Annotated in this window: 17 protein-coding genes; 6 read left to right on the top strand and 11 right to left on the bottom strand. The window is 68.7% G+C overall.

From position 1 onward, the window contains the following. Nucleotides 1-21 precede the first annotated feature (21 nt). Nucleotides 22-297 (top strand): SDR family oxidoreductase, encoded by a 276-nt coding sequence (locus ID574_RS39980; protein WP_188194360.1) that lies wholly within the window; start codon nt 22-24, stop codon nt 295-297. A 108-nt stretch (nt 298-405) separates the two neighbouring features. Then, entirely contained in the window at nt 406-1,539 is a 1,134-nt protein-coding gene (locus tag ID574_RS39975; protein ID WP_223167563.1) for a DUF418 domain-containing protein, read from the top strand. A 115-nt stretch (nt 1,540-1,654) separates the two neighbouring features. Here the strand turns inward: ID574_RS39975 and ID574_RS39970 are convergent, their stop codons facing one another. Beyond that, nucleotides 1,655-2,467: an IclR family transcriptional regulator gene (locus tag ID574_RS39970; RefSeq protein WP_188194226.1), complete on the bottom strand. Its 813-nt coding sequence runs from the start codon at nt 2,465-2,467 to the stop codon at nt 1,655-1,657. Between the two features lie 336 nt (nt 2,468-2,803). Here ID574_RS39970 and ID574_RS39965 point away from each other — a divergent pair, with 336 nt between their 5' ends. The 3 genes from ID574_RS39965 to ID574_RS39955 all read left to right on the top strand — a co-directional run bounded on the left by ID574_RS39965 (nt 2,804) and on the right by ID574_RS39955 (nt 6,254). Next, a complete protein-coding gene (locus ID574_RS39965) occupies nt 2,804-3,916 on the top strand; it encodes an epoxide hydrolase family protein (RefSeq protein ID WP_188194225.1) in 1,113 nt (370 codons plus the stop codon). After that, nucleotides 3,913-4,848 carry a winged helix DNA-binding domain-containing protein gene (locus ID574_RS39960; RefSeq protein WP_188194224.1) on the top strand — a complete coding sequence of 312 codons (936 nt, stop codon included), beginning with the start codon at nt 3,913-3,915 and terminating at the stop codon, nt 4,846-4,848. The genes ID574_RS39965 and ID574_RS39960 overlap by 4 nt, the downstream gene beginning before the upstream one ends. Nucleotides 4,849-5,153: 305 nt before the next feature. Next, nucleotides 5,154-6,254 carry a hypothetical protein gene (locus ID574_RS39955; RefSeq protein ID WP_188194223.1) on the top strand — a complete coding sequence of 367 codons (1,101 nt, stop codon included), beginning with the start codon at nt 5,154-5,156 and terminating at the stop codon, nt 6,252-6,254. Nucleotides 6,255-6,345: 91 nt separating this feature from the next. On the opposite strand, the gene ID574_RS39950 is transcribed toward ID574_RS39955, so the two are convergent. The 10 genes from ID574_RS39950 to ID574_RS39905 form a co-directional block, all read right to left on the bottom strand. Beyond that, nucleotides 6,346-6,636: a protein kinase domain-containing protein gene (locus ID574_RS39950; protein ID WP_223167562.1), complete on the bottom strand. Its 291-nt coding sequence runs from the start codon at nt 6,634-6,636 to the stop codon at nt 6,346-6,348. Between the two features lie 85 nt (nt 6,637-6,721). Next, the gene (locus ID574_RS39945) at nt 6,722-7,876 is read right to left on the bottom strand and encodes an alpha/beta hydrolase family protein (RefSeq protein ID WP_188194222.1); all 1,155 of its coding nucleotides are present in this window, start codon (nt 7,874-7,876) and stop codon (nt 6,722-6,724) included. A 12-nt stretch (nt 7,877-7,888) separates the two neighbouring features. Next, nucleotides 7,889-9,307 carry a S41 family peptidase gene (locus ID574_RS39940; RefSeq protein WP_188194221.1) on the bottom strand — a complete coding sequence of 473 codons (1,419 nt, stop codon included), beginning with the start codon at nt 9,305-9,307 and terminating at the stop codon, nt 7,889-7,891. Further along, nucleotides 9,304-10,356, bottom strand: coding sequence for an ABC transporter permease (locus ID574_RS39935; RefSeq protein ID WP_188194220.1), 1,053 nt, complete (start codon nt 10,354-10,356; stop codon nt 9,304-9,306). Before ID574_RS39935 ends, ID574_RS39940 begins: the two co-directional genes overlap by 4 nt. Further along, complete coding sequence (locus tag ID574_RS39930; RefSeq protein WP_188194219.1) at nt 10,353-11,243, bottom strand: ABC transporter ATP-binding protein; 891 nt, start codon at nt 11,241-11,243, stop codon at nt 10,353-10,355. Before ID574_RS39930 ends, ID574_RS39935 begins: the two co-directional genes overlap by 4 nt. Further along, nucleotides 11,240-11,632: a GntR family transcriptional regulator gene (locus tag ID574_RS39925; RefSeq protein WP_188194218.1), complete on the bottom strand. Its 393-nt coding sequence runs from the start codon at nt 11,630-11,632 to the stop codon at nt 11,240-11,242. The genes ID574_RS39930 and ID574_RS39925 overlap by 4 nt, the downstream gene beginning before the upstream one ends. 127 nt (nt 11,633-11,759) lie before the next feature. Continuing rightward, on the bottom strand, nt 11,760-12,062 hold the full coding sequence (locus tag ID574_RS39920) for a hypothetical protein (protein ID WP_188194217.1): 303 nt from the start codon (nt 12,060-12,062) through the stop codon (nt 11,760-11,762). Beyond that, nucleotides 12,059-12,931, bottom strand: coding sequence for a hypothetical protein (locus ID574_RS39915; RefSeq protein ID WP_188194216.1), 873 nt, complete (start codon nt 12,929-12,931; stop codon nt 12,059-12,061). The genes ID574_RS39920 and ID574_RS39915 overlap by 4 nt, the downstream gene beginning before the upstream one ends. 124 nt (nt 12,932-13,055) lie before the next feature. Then, a complete protein-coding gene (locus tag ID574_RS39910; protein WP_188194215.1) occupies nt 13,056-14,258 on the bottom strand; it encodes a TolB-like translocation protein in 1,203 nt (400 codons plus the stop codon). Then, nucleotides 14,255-14,770, bottom strand: coding sequence for a SigE family RNA polymerase sigma factor (locus tag ID574_RS39905; RefSeq protein ID WP_188194214.1), 516 nt, complete (start codon nt 14,768-14,770; stop codon nt 14,255-14,257). Before ID574_RS39905 ends, ID574_RS39910 begins: the two co-directional genes overlap by 4 nt. A gap of 312 nt (nt 14,771-15,082) precedes the next feature. On the opposite strand from ID574_RS39905, the gene ID574_RS39900 reads away from it, so the two are divergent. After that, nucleotides 15,083-17,812 carry a SpoIIE family protein phosphatase gene (locus ID574_RS39900; protein ID WP_188194213.1) on the top strand — a complete coding sequence of 910 codons (2,730 nt, stop codon included), beginning with the start codon at nt 15,083-15,085 and terminating at the stop codon, nt 17,810-17,812. Nucleotides 17,813-17,822 lie beyond the last annotated feature (10 nt).

Below are 17,822 nucleotides of genomic sequence, written 5' to 3'. Positions count from 1 at the left end.
CGCCACGAGACGCGAGGGGCCATTCCTCGTCCACGAGTCGCCGCAGCAGGTCACAGCCTCGCCGCCGAAGCCGGACGCTCCGGCGCGCTCAGCAACGTCGTCGCCCCCGGCGGCACCACGCCCGAGGAGCGGGCCGCCCTGATGGCCGCCAACTCCATGGCCGCCAAGATGCTGGACAACACGGCGACCGGCCGCTTCTCCACCCCCTCCGACGTGGCCAACACCGTGACCTTCCTCGCCTCGGCGGCCAACGGCGACATCACCGGAGCAGTGGTGCCGGTGTCCGGCGGAATGTGACCAGCCGGAGACGCGACCAAGGTATGCGGCCGTCCATCGATCGATGTACGGCCGGTTTCGTCTGACGGGACGACGCCGACGCGGGCCGGCCCGGCGAGGCTTCTAGCTGTGGCGAAACGAATAGACGCGCTGGACGTGCTGCGCGGTATCGCGATCATGGGCACGCTCGGGACCAACATCTGGATCTTCACCGATCCGGCCGGTCCTGCCGGGATCCTGGGGTTCACCGAGGCCGGGGCCGTGGAGACGTTCCTGCGGTTCCTGTCCAACGGGAAGTTCCTGGGCCTGCTGACGCTGCTGTTCGGCATCGGCATGGAGCTGCAGTACCGCAGCGCTGTGCGCAGAGGTCTGGTCTGGCCCGGCCGTTACCTGTGGCGCGCCACCCTGCTGTTGGTGGAGGGCACGCTGCACTTCATCCTGATTTTCGAGTTCGACGTGCTCATGGGCTACGCGGTCACCTCCATGATCGTCGCCTACCTGATCGGCAGGAGCGACCGCGCCGTCAAGACCTGGATGATCGCCGCCGGCGCCCTCCACGTCACCCTGGTCGGCTTGCTCACGCTGGCCCTGCTGTCCGCGGACGACGAGACCTCCTCCAGCGCCGCCGGCCTGCTCTACACCCAGGGCAGCTGGCCCGACCAGGTGCTCTCCCGCCTCCACAACGCCGTCCTGTACCGCCTGGAGCTGATCTTCATCATCCCCATGGGCATCATGCTGTTCCTCCTGGGCGCCCTGCTGCTGCGCGCGGGCCTGTTCGAGGAGCGCGGCGCGGCCCTGCGCCGGAGGCTCACCGTGACGGGGCTGGGCGTCGGTGCGCCGCTGAACCTCCTCACCGCGTACGCCGGCCCCACCTGGTTCGCCGTCGACCGCTACCTCCTCGCGCCCCTGGTCGCCCTCGGCCTGCTGGGACTGATCACCTCAATCCTTCTCAACCGCGACAAAGCACCCGGCCCGGTGCTCAGAGGCGTCACGAACGTGGGACGCACCGCGCTGTCCTGCTACGTCTTCCAGAACCTCGCGGCCGGCGCGCTCTGTTACGGCTGGGGCCTCGGCCTCGCGGAACGACTCGACACGCTGCGTCCTTGGTGGGTGCCCGCGGCGTGGGCCGTGATCTGCCTGCTCTTCGTCACCCTGGCCACGCTGTGGCTGCGCCGCTTCACCCGCGGCCCACTCGAGCTCGCCTGGCAATGGGCGTACCAGGCCCCCTGGCGCACCCTCTCAGAAGCCCCTGCCCGCCGGTGACGTCCGGGCATCGCAGCCGCTGGTACGGCTGGGAGGACCTGGCCACGGTCACGTTGATCGGCTCGGGTCACGATTGCTCCACGTGAGCGTGGAGAAGTCCTATACCCCACAAGCTTTAGGACGTGGGCTCCGCGATGATCTCGGCCGCTGCCGTGGTGATGCTGTGGGCCGTGGCGGTCCGCTTGACGGCGGCCTTGAGCAAGGTGGTGATGAGGACCCGACTGCGTGCGATGTCTGTGGCCGGGCCCACGCAGGCCAGTGCGGCGGGTAGGGCGGCGTGGTGCCAGGGAACGGCGATGCAGGCAATCTGGGGGGAGAGCTGGCCGGGATCGGAGGCGATCCCGTCGCGCCTGATGGCCTCCAGTTCCCGCCGCAGTTCCGCGTGGGTGCGCGGCAACGCCGGGTGGGTGTCTTCATCGGGGTCGACGGTGGAGGAGAGGTAGGCGACGAACTCGGGGCCGAGGCCGGCGATGACGTCCCTGGTGTCGGGGAGCGGGTCGGACGGCAGGATCGCGTCAAGGGTGGCTTCGTCGAGTTGGGCGGCGATCGATCGGCCGGCTGCTGTGACCCACAGCGGGGTGAAGGTGCCCAGGCCGGGGTTCAGCGACGGGCCCGGGCCCTTCGCGGAGGCGAACGCCACCGCTTGTGTGCCGACCAGGCCGTAGGCCTGTGTCATCAGGCCGGTGACGCCGGCGATGGCGTGCACCAGCGGTTCGGCTTGGCGCACGCTCTGATCCATGGGCCCGCCGTGGCCGAGCAGGCTGGCGCGCGGCCCCAGAACGATGCGGCCTTCGTGACGTATCACCCAGCCGTCGCGTTGGCAGGCGGTGACCATCCTGGACACGATGGCCTTGTCAATGCCCAGGTGGCGGGCCAGTTCGGTGACCGTGATCGGTCCCCATCGATCGATGGCCTCCAACAGAGCCAAGCCCCGCATGAACGTTTTCGACATTTTTGAAATGCCCTCTTTCTTATTGCGCCGCGGGAGAAGGAGACCTTACCCTTGGGGCCATCTCATCAATTATATCATCGTTTGTTGCGATATTTGCAACAACTGGGGTTGGTGTTGCGGTGATGCGGCCGGTGATCCGCACTGTCCGGGGGCGCATTCAGAAGCGTGGGGAAGAGCATGACCAGCACGAACACGTTCGGCCGGACCGCGGGCGCGACAACTACATCAGCGACCCCGCCAAGACGGGCAACACGGGACGCGGCGCTGCCCCTTGGCGAACAACGCCGTCACAGGCAGATAAGAAAGAGGACAATGAACGCCGGAGTCCAATCGTTCAGCATCGACATTCCGCAGGCCGATCTGGAAGGCCTGACCGACCGGCTGCGCCGTACCCGATGGCCCGACGAGATGCCGGGGGTCGAGTGGAGCCAGGGCATCCCACTGAAGACGGTCAGAGAGCTGGCCGAGTACTGGTGCACAGGGTATGACTGGCGGGCTGCTGAGGCGCGGTTGAATCGGTTCCCCCAGTTCATCACAGAGATCGACGGCCAGCGCATTCACTTCCTGCACGTCAGGTCCGAACACGACGATGCGATCCCTCTGTTGATCACGCATGGCTACCCCAGCTCGTTCGTCGAGTTCGAAAAGGTGATCCCGGAGCTCGTGGACCGGGGCTTCCACGTCGTGATTCCCTCGCTGCCAGGCTTTGGATTCTCCACGCCGTTGCGGGAACGCGGGTGGGCGATGGGCCGCACCGCTCGAGCCTGGGTGGAGCTGATGGCGCGGCTCGGCTACAACCGATACGGCGTACACGGCGGCGACGTCGGTGCCGGGATCTCCGGCGCTGTCGGCGGGCTGGACGGCGAGCACGTCATCGGCATCCACGTGGTCACGGACCCTTACACCGCCGCAGCCACTGCGACTTTCATGCCTTGGATCGCGAACCAACTGAACCCGGACGACACGGTCGACAAGCTGGCTCTGGATCGGATCGAGCAGTTCCGCCGCAACGACTCCGGCTATCTGGCTATCCAGAACACCCGTCCGCAGACCATGGGGTACGGTCTGACCGACTCGCCCGTTATGCAGCTGGCATGGATCGCGGAATGCTTCGAACTGTGGACCGACCTGCCGATCGACCGGGATCAACTGCTCACCAACATCAGTGTGTACTGGTTCACCGGCTCGGGCGTGTCCGCGGCGCGCTTCCTGTACGAACAGGCCCACACCCAGGACTGGGGAGCGCCGCCCACGGTGCCGCAGGGGTATTCGGTCTTCGGGGCGGACCCGACGGCTCGCCGCCTCATCGGCCCCGCTGAGGACGTGCACTGGGTGGAGCACGAGCATGGTCGACACTTCCCCGCCATGGAGGCGCCGGCGCAGCTGGCCGAAGACCTGTCCGCCTTCTTCGACGGGCTCCGATGACCGACGTGCTCAGTCAGCGTGGCCTGAACAGGGCCACGCTGGCTCGCCAGTTCCTGCTGCAGCGAGCCGAGCTGCCGGCGCTGGATGCGATCGAGCAGTTGGCGGGGATGCAGGCGCAGGCGCCGCTCGCTCCTTACGTCGGCCTGTGGTCCCGGCTGGCAGGGTTTCGGGCCGCCGACGTGACGACGCTGATCGCGGAGCGAACAGCCGTCCGTGCCCAGTTGATGCGCAACACCGTGCACCTGGTCAGCGCCCGTGATGCCCTGTCCTGGTATCACCTGTTCACGTCGGTACACGCGCGAGACTTCGCTGCGCACTTCGGCGGCCGCGCCACCGGGGTGGATCAGACGGAGCTACTGAGCTTGGCCAGGAAGATTCTGGACGAGACACCACACACCCGCGCCGAGCTCGGGCGTGCGCTCGCGAAACGGTGGCCGGATGTGCAGCCGACAGTCCTCGCCTATGCGGCAACGCACCACCTTGCACTGGTGCAGGTACCGCCCCGCGGCCTGTGGGGCCGATCGGGGCCCACGAAGTGGAGCACGACAGAGAGTTTCCTCGGCCGGTCTCCCGATCCCGGCCCCTCAGCTGAGGAACTGGTCCGTCGCTATCTCGCCGGATATGGCCCGGCGAGCGTCGCGGACGTACAACGTTGGTCCGGACTGACCCGTCTGCGCGAGGTCATCGGGCGAATGGAGTTGATCACATTCCGTGACGAGGCCGGCCGCGAGCTGTTCGATCTGCCACATGCACCGCGGCCCGACCCGGACACGCCCGCGCCGCCACGCTTCCTGCCCGAATACGACAACCTGCTGCTGTCGCACGCGGACCGATCCCGGGTGATCCCGGACGGGAGGAAAGTGCCGCTGCCGCCCGGCAACGGCGCCAGGACAGGCACCTTGCTCGTGGACGGACTCTGGCGTGGTGTCTAGACACTCCGGGACGGACAGGTGCGAGTAGAGGCGTTCACGAGCCTGTCGGCCGCAGAGCGTCACGCTGTGGAGGCCGAATCAGAGGCTCTCCGCGGTTTCCTCGCCACTGGATCAGCAGCCGATTCCTTGCCAAGAAAGGGCTACCCGTGTCAGATGACATCTCCTCCTACCGCAGCCATCGCCCTGCCCGCCGACGGTTGCTCACCGACGGCGTCACCATAGGCCACTCGCACCGGCAACCCCCGACATTTACCCCTTTCTTAAACAGATCCCGCCGCGTCGCCGGACGCCGGTTCAATCCGATCATGAGATCCCTCCGGCAGTGGGCCGTACTGGCCGCGGTCACGGTCATGACGCCGCTGGTCACTCCCGTGGCAGCGACAGCCGCGCAGAGCTCGTGCGAGGCACCGCCACGAAGCAGCCCGGCCTACAACGACTTCGTGCTCACCTACAAGTCCAAATGCGCCACGAAGAAGAACTACGACCGGACGTTCCAGGACGTCACGGCGTCCGTCCTGGTCGACAAGCGCAACACGCTGGCGGTCACGACGTCGACGGCGCTGGCCGGCGCGATCGCGTCGGTCAAGGTGAACGACAAGGAGTTCATCTCCAGCGGCGGCCACGGCGCCGCTTTCCAATACGCCTTCCACGCCTGGCAGAAGGGTGAGGCGGCGACCGAGTGCTACAACCCCACGCAGGCCGGCACCCGCATGGACGACGTGGAACAGCCGCCTCCCTACCACGGTCCCAGCACGAGCGCGCTCTACACCATGGCCGGGTCGGGCAGCTCCATCCGCACGGCGGTGAGGCCCGCGATGTACGTGACCCTCGCGGACACGAAACCGGGCTGGGGCAACTGCCGCAGCGCCGACCACCAGGACAAGCGCGTCCCGTTCACCATGGGCCTGTCGCCGTACTGGCTGCAGACCGAGATCGAGCTCGCCCCCGATCATGACGTGCCCGCGCTGGAGAACGTCTTCCGCGCTGCCGCCACGATCACCTCGGACGACGAGCGACACGATCACTTCAGTGGCGTCCTCGTCGCCTACCTGCAGCCGGATTTCACGAAGGTATTCTCCTACAGCCCCGCCACCGGTCGCCTGTCGCCCAAGCCCGTGGACTCTCACGCGAGCAAGGACCCCATGGTCCGTTGCACGGACGACGGCCACTACTGCCTCGGCATGTACGTCAAGCCCGAAGTTCTCGGCGACAAGGCTTACTACTACACGATGACCCGCCCGCCCATGGACTACAACGGCCACTTCGGCGAGAACACCATCCAGGTCACCAGCCCCAGTGGAGCCATGGACAGGGGAGACAAGGTCAACTACGAGACCTACGTGGTCGTCGGAAACAAGAGCCGTGTCGAGCACACCATGACCCAGCTCCACACCGCCTTCGAGTAGTCGGCCCTTGGTCAGGGGATCAGACCGGCGCCGATGACGCCGCAGCACGCCTTGGCCTCGAGACCGGCGAAAGCCAGGTCCGCGCCACCCATCAGGCCGAGAAGCAGTTCCTCGGCCTTCGGCCGGCCAGCGGGTCTTTGGACGACGCCGCGGTCACCAGGGGGCGGAGTGGTTCGTCGCGATCGCGCCCCACGCCCACGGCAGCCGAGGGACGCCGGCCCCGGAAGAGCTCGGGCGCCATCCACTGCACGGTGCCCTTGATCTGCCCGGCCGTGCTGCTGGACATCGCCTCCGTACGGGCGATGCCGAAGTCGATGACCGGGGGACCGCCCGGGCCCAGTAGCACGTTGGCCGGTTTCAGGTCCCGGTGCGTCACCCGCATGGGGCGGGTTCGATGTCCGGCCGGACGACGGCCTGCCCCGGGCTCTGCTACCGGATCGCCGGGGTGTCGGGGCCCGGGAGCGGCCTCACGATTGGCCGCAGCCCGCAGGGCAGAACTTCACCTCTGGGTAACGCGATGACGGCTTGTCCAGCAGGGGCTGCCGCCGCGACTTCAGGTGCTGGTCGAGGAAGGCCGCCACGTACGTGCGGGTGAGCTCGGCGGCACGGGCCGCGGGCAGAACGCCGTAGGCAGGCGTGATGCCGAAGGCGCCCGCCATCAGCGGGCCGTCGGTGAAGGACTGGTGTTCCGCGCCGGACAGCACGACCCAGCGCTTCCACCCGGTGAGCAGCTTCCAGTCGCGGTCCCACGAAGTGTCGCGGCCGCCGGGAACGTGCTGTGGCGAACCCAGGAACATGAACGGCCGGGAGAATCCGCTCTTGGGGATCCGGGCGTAGGTGGTGCCGTCCATGTCGATCCCGGCCCGCACCCGGGAGTCCTTCACCATGGCCGCCATGGCACTGGCCCCGCCGATCGACTGGCCGACCATCGCGATTTGGGAGCGGTCGATCCGGTCGGAACCGTCCCACTTCGAGGGCAGCTGGTCGAGCACGAAGGAGACGTCGGCCGCCCGGCCCGCGACCACCCCCGTGCCGAAGCCCGGGTCGGTGTCGCTGTCGCAGGCGAGACATTCGGCGACCCTCCCGTCGGGGAAGGTGGTGGCGTAGCTTTCGTAGGTGTGGTCGATCCCGGCCACGACATACCCGCGGCTGGCCAGGTCCTCGGCCAGCGAGGTGAGGGTGCTCATCGGATTGGTGAAGCCGGGGGAGAGCACCACCAGCGGAAGCTTCCGCCCTGTGGGTTCGGCGTCTTTGATGGCGTTCGTGCGCGTCTTGCTCAGCGTGTCGTGCGGGACGCCCGCGATCCCATAGCGCCTCATGGCGAGCTCCGATTCCTTCGGTGTCATGTACGGCGCGCGCTCCCCGTCCCGTTGCTTGGCCGGATACCACAGGGTGACCTTGAGCTCCCTGGCGTCGACGTCGAGGTTCCACGGATCGGGGCGAGAAGTGTCCTTCAGATACAGGGCGGTGGTGCCGACCGGATGGGCGCCGGTGGGGGCGGGCAGGGTTGCGGGGCCGGTCGGCGTGGCCGATGGGGCAGCGGAGCGGGGCGGCGTGGGCGTTGAGCAGGCGGACGCGGCGAGGACGGCCAGTCCTGCGGCGGCTGCCAGGATCTGTCTCATCGAGAGGTCCATTCACTTCTGCAGCAAGGTCAGGGCCTTGGCGAGGGCCGGGTCGCGCCCGGCGGCCGCGTCCTTGGGGGTCAGGGGCACGTAATGGTCGGGGGGCACGCCGATCCGGTCGATCACCTCGCGATTGGGCCCCAGGTGGTGCCTGGCGGGGAAGCCCAGCATGGTGTTGTTCCGGAGCAGGTATCCCTGCGCCGGGCCGGAGATGACGCCGGCGGTTCTGGTGCCGACCAACTGGCCGATGCGCAGGTCCTTGACCGCGGCACTGACGTGCTCGCAGGCCGAGGCGCAGCTGCGGTCAGTGAGCGCCACCAGCGGCAGGTTGAGCAGCTCGACGGTGTCGTCGGTCCGTAAGGTTTCGCACTTGTTGTCCACGGTGCACAAGTAGGCGGTTGCCTTGCCGTGGACGAACGCGCTCACCAGCCGGGTCGCCTCCAGGGGGCTGCCGCCGCCGTTGCCGCGCAGGTCCAGCACGACGCCGGTGAGCGTCCGGCCGGTGCGCAGCCTGGAGATCGCCTTGAACACCCTGTCCGCGGAGTCGGGAGCGAACCCGCGCATTCGTACGTAGGCGATGCTGTCGTCCAACAGCTTCGACTGCACCACTTGCAGGGCGGCCAGATCCCGCTGGTAGAGGCCGGGCTTGAGCGTCACGCTCCAACGGCGGCCGGTGCTCTGCCGCAGCAGCCGCAGCCGAACCGGGCGCGCTTGCGGGTATTGCGGGTAGAGGGCCTTGATCGCGGGGGTGGCCTGGCCGTCGATGAAGGGCGCCGATCCGTTGATCGATTCGATGATGTCGCCCGGGCGAAGTCCGGCGGCCTGCGCCGCGCCGCCCTGCACGGTGGTGACGAACAACGGGGGGACGGCGACGCCGGGGTTGCCCTCCACCTGCGGGCCGTTGACGTTCGCCTGCAGACCCAGGCCGTAGCCGTCACCGTCGTAGTAGTCGGGGTGCCGCTTGACGTCGTGCGCCCAGGCGGCGTGGTTGTCGCCGAGGGCGGCCACCATGGCCTCGAGGGTGACGATGGCCAGCTTGTCGCGGAGGTCGGGGGCCCGATCGGCGATCTTCCGGTAGACGGTCTCGAAAGCGGTCCAGTCGGCCTTGCGGTCACCGGTGAGCGCCGGCATGGTCGCCTCGGGCACGTCGCGTCCGTTGCGGTTGAGCTCCTGGGTCAGGGCGGCGAATGCGGCGGTCAGGAGCGAGCGGGCGTCCAGTGTGGCGCCGCTGTAGTAGTTGCCCAGGATGCAGAAGTACGCCTGCTCGATGACGTCGATCGTGGTGGCCGTCTCCGCGCCGGGGCGACCTTGGCGCTGCGAGCAGGCCGTACTGCCCGCCGTCCTCGACTCGCTGCGCGGCGGCGCCGGCGCCGTGCAGGCCGCCGCCAGGAGGAGGGCCAGCCCGGCGGCCACGGTCCTGATGACGGTCATGACAGGCGCCTGCGGATCCACCAGAAGGACAACCAGGTGAGGCCGAGGGTGAGCAGAGCGTAGATTCCGGTCTCGATCCACTGGAAGGGCCAGAAGCGCTCAAGGGGGTGGTAGGTCGCCTTCTGCCGGTAGCCGAGCCGGTTGATCTCGGCCATGCACGCGTCCATGAACGGTGATCCCGACGGTGCGCAGGGCCCCGACGTCGTGGAGACCGGGACGGCGACTTCGCCGCCGCCGCCGCTGCCGAGCGTGCGTCCGGACCGATCGACCAGGCTGCCGGACAGGACCCAGGCGCCCGCGTGGCCGGGAACGGCCGACCTCAGGTGAATCTCCACAGCTCCGCCTTGGTCCCGGTTCATGCCCATGCCGTCCACGTTCGTCTGGCCGAGCTCGAAGGTCGACGTGACCGGGGGCATCAGGTGGGGACGGACAAGCAGCGGCATGGCGAGCTGGATCGCGGCGAAGACGGCCAGGGTGAGGGCCATGGCGGGCAGCGTGCGGCGCACCAGCATGCCCACGGTGATGCCCAGGACGAAGGCGAAGGCCGCGTACCCCATCGGGGCGATGCCCCGTGCGCCGAACACCAGGGGAGCCATCAGGGCGAGGCTTTCCGAGGCTGACTTGTCCAGGGGGTCGGACCACCAGGTCACCATCAGGCCGCACAAGCCGGCGGCGGCCACGGCGGTCAGGCCGGTGAGCCCGAGCTTGATCGCCAGCCAGCGGGCGCGGGTGATGCTCTGGTTCCACACCAGCAGGTGCGTGCCCGCCTCCAGCTCGCGGGTGATCAACGGTGCTCCCCAGAAGAGCCCGACGAGAGCGGGCAGGAGTAGCACGACGAGGCTGACGGCCATGAACGAAAACTCGTGCCCGCCGAAGAAGCGGTCGTAGAAGCGGTTGCAGGTGTTGTCCTGGGTACAGGCGGTGATCCCGGCGGAGTAGCGGGAGGCCAGGTCCGGGCCGGTCAGGGCTAAGACGATGGCGAGTATGACGAGTACGGCGGCCAACATCGCGGCCGAGGCGCGGAGCTGGCGCCAGGTCAGCCAGATCATCGCTGCACCTCCAGGGCGACGCGCCGGTTTTCGGCGGTGTGCTTGTCCATGTAGGCCAGGACGAGGTCCTCCAGGCTGAGCTGGGTGACCGTCCAGGCGGGGTCGTGGATCGGGGCGTCGGTGCGGATGACGTACGTGCTCTGCCGGTCGGTGTGGCGCGCGGAGACCACGTGCTGGTCGGCGGGGAGCCGGTCGGGGTCGCGGCGTGGGCCGATGAGCCGGTGGTGGGTGGCCAGCAGCTTGTCGGTCTCCCCGGCCACCTGCACGCGCGAGTCGACGAGCACGATCAGGAAGTCGCAGACCCGTTCCAGGTCGGAGACCAGATGGGAGGAGAGCACGACGCTCAACTCGTGCTCGACGGTGGCCTCCATCAAGCTCTGCAGGAACTCGCGGCGGGCGAGCGGGTCGAGCGAGGCCACGGGCTCGTCCAGGATCAGCAACTCGGGCCGCTTGGCCAGGCCCAGGGTGAGGGCGAGCTGGGCGCGCTGGCCGCCGGACAGCTTGCCCGCCCGCTGGGTGGGGACGAGGCCGAGTCGCGCGATGCGCTCCCGAGCGAAGGCGGCGTCCCAGCGGGGATTGAGCCGTTCTCCCAGCCGCAAGTGTTCGGCGACGGCCAGCCCCGCGTAGACGGGGGTGTCCTGGGCGACGAAGCCGACCTTGGCCAGCTGCGCGGGACCGCCGGCGGGCCTGCCGCCGAGCACGGTGATGCCGCCCGCCGTCGGTTCGAGCTGGCCGCTGGCCAGCTTCAGCAGCGTGGTCTTGCCGGCTCCGTTGGGGCCGACCAACCCGACGACGTGACCCGCCGGGATGTCGATGGTGCACTCGCGCAGCGCCCAGCGCTTGCCGTATTTCTTGCCCAGTCCCTGGGCCTGCAGGACCGAAGTCACGCTATGTCCTCCTGAGCGGTGGTCCGAAACGTGGTCATGAACAGGGCCTCGATGCTCTCGTCGTCGAGGCCGGCCCGGCGGGCCTTGGCCAGCCAGCGCCGCAGTTCCAGCCGCAGCGGGCCGTGCGCGGCCAGCGAGGTGTCGGTGAGCGTCGCCGTCACGAACGTCCCCACCCCCGGCCGGGCGGCGACCAGGCCCTCGTGCTCGAGCTCCCGGTAGGCCTTGAGGACGGTGTTGGCGTTGATCGCCAGGTGCGCCACCACCTCCTTGACGGTCGGGAGCTGGTCGCCCTCGCGCAGCAGCCCGAGCCGTAGCGCGTGCCGTACCTGCTGGACCAGCTGCAGGTACGGCGAGAGGCCGGACTTCGTGTCCAGATAGAACTCGATCACCGGTTTCCTCCATACATCTATAGTGCTAGGACCCTAGATGTTTGCATGTATGGTGCCGGTTAAGAAAGTGCCAAGCGGAGGCATCCCACGTGGGGAGGTGCGGAACGGATGGGCGCCACGACGCGCATCAACGTTCCTCGGTCAACTCCACGATCTTGATGGTGCCGACGTCGCCCCCGTACCAGAGGCGGTATTCGGCCTGTGGTTTCACGTAGCGGCCGGCGTCCTCGTACCAGAATTCCGCCTCGGCGACGAGGTCGCTCTCCTCGGGGTTCAGCGCGATCTTGTCCGGGATGTCGAGCTCGACCCCCAGCAGATACGGACGCCCCTGTGGGTCAGTGCCGATCCAGGCCATGAGGGAGCGCGTCGGCAGCGGCATCGGCTGTCGGAGCCCGGGAGTCCGCAGCAGAACTTTGGCGCGCACCGTCACCTGATGATCCTAATCAGCTTGACCAGATTCATGAACCGGGCACGTAAGAAATACGCCGGCCCCTCTCCAGCGGCTGCGACCGACTCCGCCTTGGCCAAGTAACGTGCTTCGATCTGGGCCTCCGTAACCACGTACGTGCCCCAGCCTCTTTCTTCGGCGAGCCGCTTGAAATTCTCCGCCTGCTCCCGGGTCGGAAAGAAATACTTGCCCTCCAATCCCCGGGTGAGGCTGTACGCGCCCTTTTCCTCGAGCGATTTCAGCTCCGCCTCGGTCACGGCCCGCCACAGCGGCACCAGGCCGGCCGCGCCCACGGCCGGCAATTCAGGCCCGGGAAGGACGCCGTCCGTGATCAGGAATTTCTCACACGTGGCGCCGAGGTCGCCGCCTTCTCTCGCGCCCACGACGATGCAGATGGATCCGCTGTAGGCGCCGTCCGGCGTCCGGGCGGTGGACGTACAGGGCGGGACGGTCATGGTGCCCGTCACGGGAAGCGTCTCGGGATGCACCGTCGGATCGAGGTGGGGCGGGAGGACCACCCTCTGGTAGGGCGTATAGGAAATATTGTTCGAAACCCAGCAAGAGATCCGGAACCGAGCGACCGAAACCGTTTCTTGGGTTTTCTGGCTGCCAAGAAGACCGGTGAGTGTCAGCGTGCCGCCCGGCGAGGCCGCCAATATTCTCGGCCTGCCGTCTTTTCGTACGCTGTCGACGGACACATGCGCGTGCCCGCCCTCGGGATACGTGCTGAAAATGAGCGGCATGGCGGCCACCGGGCCGCTGTTCTGCGAGGGCGCTGCGGTGAGAGCCGCGGCGACTCCGCCGACAAGTGCTACGAGCAACGCGGGTATCAGCAGCCACTTGTGCTTCATTTGCGCCCCCTGCCGAGCAGCATTTACGGGGATGTACGGCAGGAGGCGGCGATGAGGTTCGGATTACCGCTGGTTTTGGAATGAGACGGTGCGTATGCTCGCGAGCTTCCGCGCCCCGCCCCCGTCAGGGGATCCTGGACAGGTCGATCACATACCTGGTGTTCCCGGTCCGGTACGTCATCATCCGGCCGGCCCGGTCGGCGACCGGGACCTCGCCCCGCGCGGCCTCGTTCCCGATGCCCAGGTCCACCAGTGTTCCGGTCTTCAGGTCGTAGAGCCCGAGACCGGGGGTGTCGCTCCTGAGGGTGCGCACGTAGAAGCGGCTCTGGCTGGGCGGCTCGGGGATCTGGAAGCCGGTCGGCACCTCCTGCTGCTTCGAGCCGTCACGCAGCCGGGTGAACGCCCTGGCGCCGCCGGACATCGTCGTGATGCAGGACTCGACGCCGCAGGCGAGCAACTGCTCTCCCTCACGGGCCGGGGCCGCGTCGCTGGTCTGCCCCGTCTCCAGGTTGACCAGGTGCGTGAACGGCGCTCCGTCCTTGGGGCTCCACGCGCCCGGCGAGCCCGCCCACGGCCAGGACAACAAGTGCAGCCCGGCACCGCGTTCGATCGGCGTCACCTGGCCCCCGTTCAAGGGAACGCTGAACACCCCGCCCTTCATGGTGGAGAACACGATCGCCCCCTTCGCCACGGCGAGGTTGTCGATCACATCGCCTCCGGTCTTGTGCTCTGCCACCTGCCTGGGCTGACCGCCGCTCAGCGGCACGGTCCAGAGGCGTACGGAGGTTTTCGCCCAGGTCCACCACGCCACCGCGCCCTCGCCCATGCTGAAGTTCGCGGCGACCGTCCTGCTCTTGCCCGACGCGGGCACTTCCGCGACCTTCCGTAGATCTCCTTTGGCCAGGTCGTAGAGGTAGAGGGTCTCGGGCTGCTCGACCTCGCGCCACGCCTTGACCAGCAGCGTCCCCTCGTCGGTCAGTGCGACGGGGTGCAGTTCCCTGCCCTCGGAGTCCTTGACGGGCATTTTCCACACAGCCTGCGGCCAGACCTTCTCGACGGGTTCCGCGGGGGTGGCGCTGGTCATCGCGGACGGCACGTCCGACACGCGGACCGCGGGCAGAGCCGTCCCGTCGCCGCCTGCCCGCAGGCCCACGACCACCCCGCCGGCGATCACGACCACGGCAGCCGCCGCGAGCAGCGCCTGGGACCTGTGCCTGCGCCGCCGATAGCCGGTCTCCAGCCGTTCCGCCGCCGGGGCGGTCAGTCGCGGCGCCCGTTCGGCGGCGTGTCCCAGGGTCCTTCTCAACCGCTCTTCGATATCGTTCATCGCCACTCCCCGCGCTCCGACCCGACGCCTTCCTCGATCTGCTCGCCCACCGCGGAACGAAGCTTGCCGAGCGCCCGCGACGCCTGGCTCCGCACGGTTCCACGAGAGATCCCCAGGGCTGCCGCGATCTCCTCGTCGCTCAGCCCTTCGTAGTAGCGCAACACGAGCACCGCCCGCTGCTTGCGGGGCAACCCGGACAGCGCCTCCCACATCGCCTGCTCGTCCTCGCTGGGCAGTGCGTCGTGGTGGCCGTGTTCTGGCGGGTCCCAGGCGAGCAGTTCGCGTCTCCGCAACCGCCAGGCCGCCGTGTGCAGCCTGGCCATGGTGGTACGCACATAACTTTCCGGATTGTCCTTGGCGCGCAGCCTCGGCCAGGAGGCGCGTAACTTCAGCAGCGCCTCCTGCACCAGGTCGGCCGCGTCGTGCGGGTTCCCGGCCAGGACGTAGCCATAACGCAACAGCGCATCGCCGCGCTCGGCCACGAACCCGGCGAACCGGGGATCTGCTTCCAACTGCCTTCGCCTTTCGTCGTCCGTGTCACCTCCCAGATGGACTTGCCAGGCGAACTGTTGCATCGGCCCTGCGGGAAGGGACGGGGCGCCGCGGCTGCTCGCCGGGTCTTCGCAGCGTGTGCGCTGATCGCGGTCGGGTATGTGGGGCGATGAGCTAGGCGAGCAGGGAGTTATATCCTGTACATATCCCCCGACGTATACAGGTTTTTTCCCGGATCGGTGCCGCAGACGCGTCCCAGAGCCCGGGCTCCGCGGGGTCGCTCTCGACCCTGATGGAGCCCCTGGTGACGTGGTGAAGGGCAGGGGGTGGGGATGGGCGAACGCCATGCGTCAGGTCTGCGGATCAGACAGGCGGACCAGGCCTCCGAGGAGAGGAAACGGCTCCTGGCCGTGGTCGGGGACGAGTTGTGGGGGATCGAGCTCCTGCGGTTCGCGATCCAGCAGGCGGTAGCCGATCTCTCCGGGCTGGGCGGCATGGTGCATCTCGGCAGCCCCGGATATGGCGGCGGATTGCGCCTGGTGGTGACCAACGGACTCCCCCGGACGTTCACCCAGACCTGGGAGCGCATCGACGGCAACGGCCCGCTCGCCCCGGCGCGCGCGTTCCGGGACGGCGAGTTCGTACGGGTCTCCATGGCGAACACCGCCGATGGGGTGCCCGAACACGGCGCGCCGGCGAGCGGGCGACCGGGCGGGGCCGAAGCCGGATCCTGGTCCTGGCCGGTCGACACGGCGATGGTCGCCGTCCCGCTGCTCGGCCCCGGCGGGCCCGTCGGCACACTGTCGGTCGTGACGGTCGTCTCGCGCCCGCCGTCGGCCGGGCAGCGGGCCTTTCTCGACGCGCTGGGCCGGTGGGCCGGCGAGCGCCTGCACAAGTCCACCGCACCTCCGCACGGTTCGACCCTCATGGAGGAGGAGCCCACCGGCCCATCGCTGGAGGACCGGCAGGAGGTCGGCACGTGGGATTGGGACATCCGGACCGGCGACGTCATCTGGAATGACGCGATGCCCACCGTGCTCGGCATCGCCCCGGACGCCTTCGACGGGCGAATCGAGACCTGGACGGGCACCATCCACCCCGACGACCTGCCGTGGGTGCTCTCCGACATGGACGAGGCGATCCGCACGGGCAGGATGCACAGCACCGAGTACCGGGTGTGCCGCCCCGACGGGACGTCCGCCTGGGTGCGGGTCCGCGGCCAATTGGTGCTCGACGAGAACGGCGAGCCGGCACGGATGATCGGCACCCTGTGGGACGTCACCAAGGCCCATGAGGTCCTGGAGACGGTCACCGAGCCGCAGACGCACAACGCCGAGCGCGCTTTCGCGGAGCGGGCCCTGCGGATCGGGCAGTTGACCAGGGCGCTGGCCGAGGCGGTCACCGTTCGCGACGTCGTGGACGCCTCCGGCGATCACATCCTGCCGGCGTTCGGCGCCACCGGACTGTTTCTCGCCTTCCTGGAGGGCCCCCACCTGCGGCCAGTGGGGTTCGTCGGATATCCGAAGGAGTTCATCGACCAGGTGACCCAGATGCCGGCCTCCTGGGAGCTCCCGATGACGGGGGTCCTGCGGGAGCGCACCCCGATGTTCATCAGCTCGCTGGAGGAGTACGTCGAGCGCTACCCGACGACGGCCGACCTTCCGGCGGTCAGCGGCAAGCAGGCGTGGGCCTTCCTGCCGCTGATCGCCTCGGGACGCCCGGTGGGCAGCTGCGTCGTCTCCTTCACCGACTCGCGCCGGTTCACCGGCGAGGAGCGCAACCTGCTCACCGCGCTCAGCGGGCTGGTCGCCCAGGCCATGGAACGCGCCCGCCTGTACGACCGGGAGCACACCCGCGCCCGGGAACTGCAGCGCGGGCTGCTCCCGCGCGAGCTGCCCGACCTGCCCGCGGTCACCGCGGCGGCCCGCTATCTGCCCGCCGGCAAGGACCTGGAGGTGGGCGGCGACTGGTACGACGTCATCCCGTTGTCGGCGGACCGGGTCGCCATCGTCATCGGCGACGTCATGGGCCACGGCGTGGCCGAGGCGGTCACCATGGGCCGCCTGCGCACCGCGGTCCGCACCCTGGCCGACCTGGAGCTGCCCCCCGACGAACTGCTCACCCACCTCAACGACCTGGTCAGCGAGCTGGGCGACGACTTCTACGCCACCTGCCTGTACCTGCTCTACGACTCCACCAACCGCACCTGCGTCCTCACCCGCGCCGGCCACCCCCCGCCCGCCGTCGTCCACCCCGACGGCACCATCCGCTTCCCCGACGCCGACCCGAACTCACCCCTCGGCGCCGCCACCCCGCCCTTCGACACCGTCGAGATGGAGCTGCCCGAAGGCAGCCTGCTGGTGCTGTACACCGACGGCCTGGTCGAATCCTCCTCCCTCGACATCGACCTGGGCATGATCCATCTCGCCAAGGCGCTCAGCAGCACGACCCGGGCGCTCCTCCGAACGCCGTGCCGACACCAGGATCACACCGCCGCGCCGGAGCAGCACTGCGTCGAGTGCCTGGAATCCCTGTGCGACCGCCTCACCGCCACCCTGCTGCCCCGCAGGCAGGGAACCGCCGACGACGCCGCCCTGCTGGTCGTCCGCACCCACGCTCTGCCGCTCGAGGACATGGCCTGCTGGCCGCTGCCCGAACACCCCAAAGCCGCCGGCCAGGCCCGCGAACACGTCCGCACCCAGCTGCACACCTGGGACCTGGACGACCTCTCGATGACCACCGAACTGCTGGTCAGCGAGCTGGTCGGCAACGTCGTCCGCCACGCCAAGGGCCCCATCCACCTGCGCCTGCTCCGCAGCAACGTCCTCACCTGCGAAGTCTCCGACGGCAGCCAGACCACACCCCGCATCCGCCGCGCCGCCGAGACCGACGAGGGCGGACGCGGCCTCCAGCTGGTCTCCGCGATCTCCCATCGCTGGGGCACCCGCTACACCGCCACCGGCAAATGCATCTGGACCGAACAACCTCTCAAGAGCCCGGCGTCCGCGCTGTTCCCCGAGGAGGGCGGCCTGGACCTGTTCGACCTGCTGGACGACGAGTGAAGGCCGTGCC

The organism is Nonomuraea sp. SYSU D8015 (assembly GCF_008065375.1).
GTDB lineage: Bacteria > Actinomycetota > Actinomycetes > Streptosporangiales > Streptosporangiaceae > Nonomuraea.
This window is presented reverse-complemented; position numbering and strand designations above follow the sequence as displayed.

Bases quoted from the DNA above. Each gene is read 5' to 3' on its own strand.
- ID574_RS39960 (WP_188194224.1), top strand. From the start codon at position 3,913: ATGACCGACGTGCTCAGTCAGCGTGGCCTGAACAGGGCCACGCTGGCT.
- ID574_RS39955 (WP_188194223.1), top strand. From the start codon at position 5,154: ATGAGATCCCTCCGGCAGTGGGCCGTACTGGCCGCGGTCACGGTCATG.
- ID574_RS39915 (WP_188194216.1), bottom strand. From the start codon at position 12,931: ATGAAGCACAAGTGGCTGCTGATACCCGCGTTGCTCGTAGCACTTGTC.
- ID574_RS39900 (WP_188194213.1), top strand. From the start codon at position 15,083: ATGGGCGAACGCCATGCGTCAGGTCTGCGGATCAGACAGGCGGACCAG.
- ID574_RS39945 (WP_188194222.1), bottom strand. From the start codon at position 7,876: ATGAGACAGATCCTGGCAGCCGCCGCAGGACTGGCCGTCCTCGCCGCG.
- ID574_RS39950 (WP_223167562.1), bottom strand. From the start codon at position 6,636: ATGCGGGTGACGCACCGGGACCTGAAACCGGCCAACGTGCTACTGGGC.
- ID574_RS39940 (WP_188194221.1), bottom strand. From the start codon at position 9,307: ATGACCGTCATCAGGACCGTGGCCGCCGGGCTGGCCCTCCTCCTGGCG.
- ID574_RS39965 (WP_188194225.1), top strand. From the start codon at position 2,804: ATGAACGCCGGAGTCCAATCGTTCAGCATCGACATTCCGCAGGCCGAT.
- ID574_RS39935 (WP_188194220.1), bottom strand. From the start codon at position 10,356: ATGATCTGGCTGACCTGGCGCCAGCTCCGCGCCTCGGCCGCGATGTTG.
- ID574_RS39910 (WP_188194215.1), bottom strand. From the start codon at position 14,258: ATGAACGATATCGAAGAGCGGTTGAGAAGGACCCTGGGACACGCCGCC.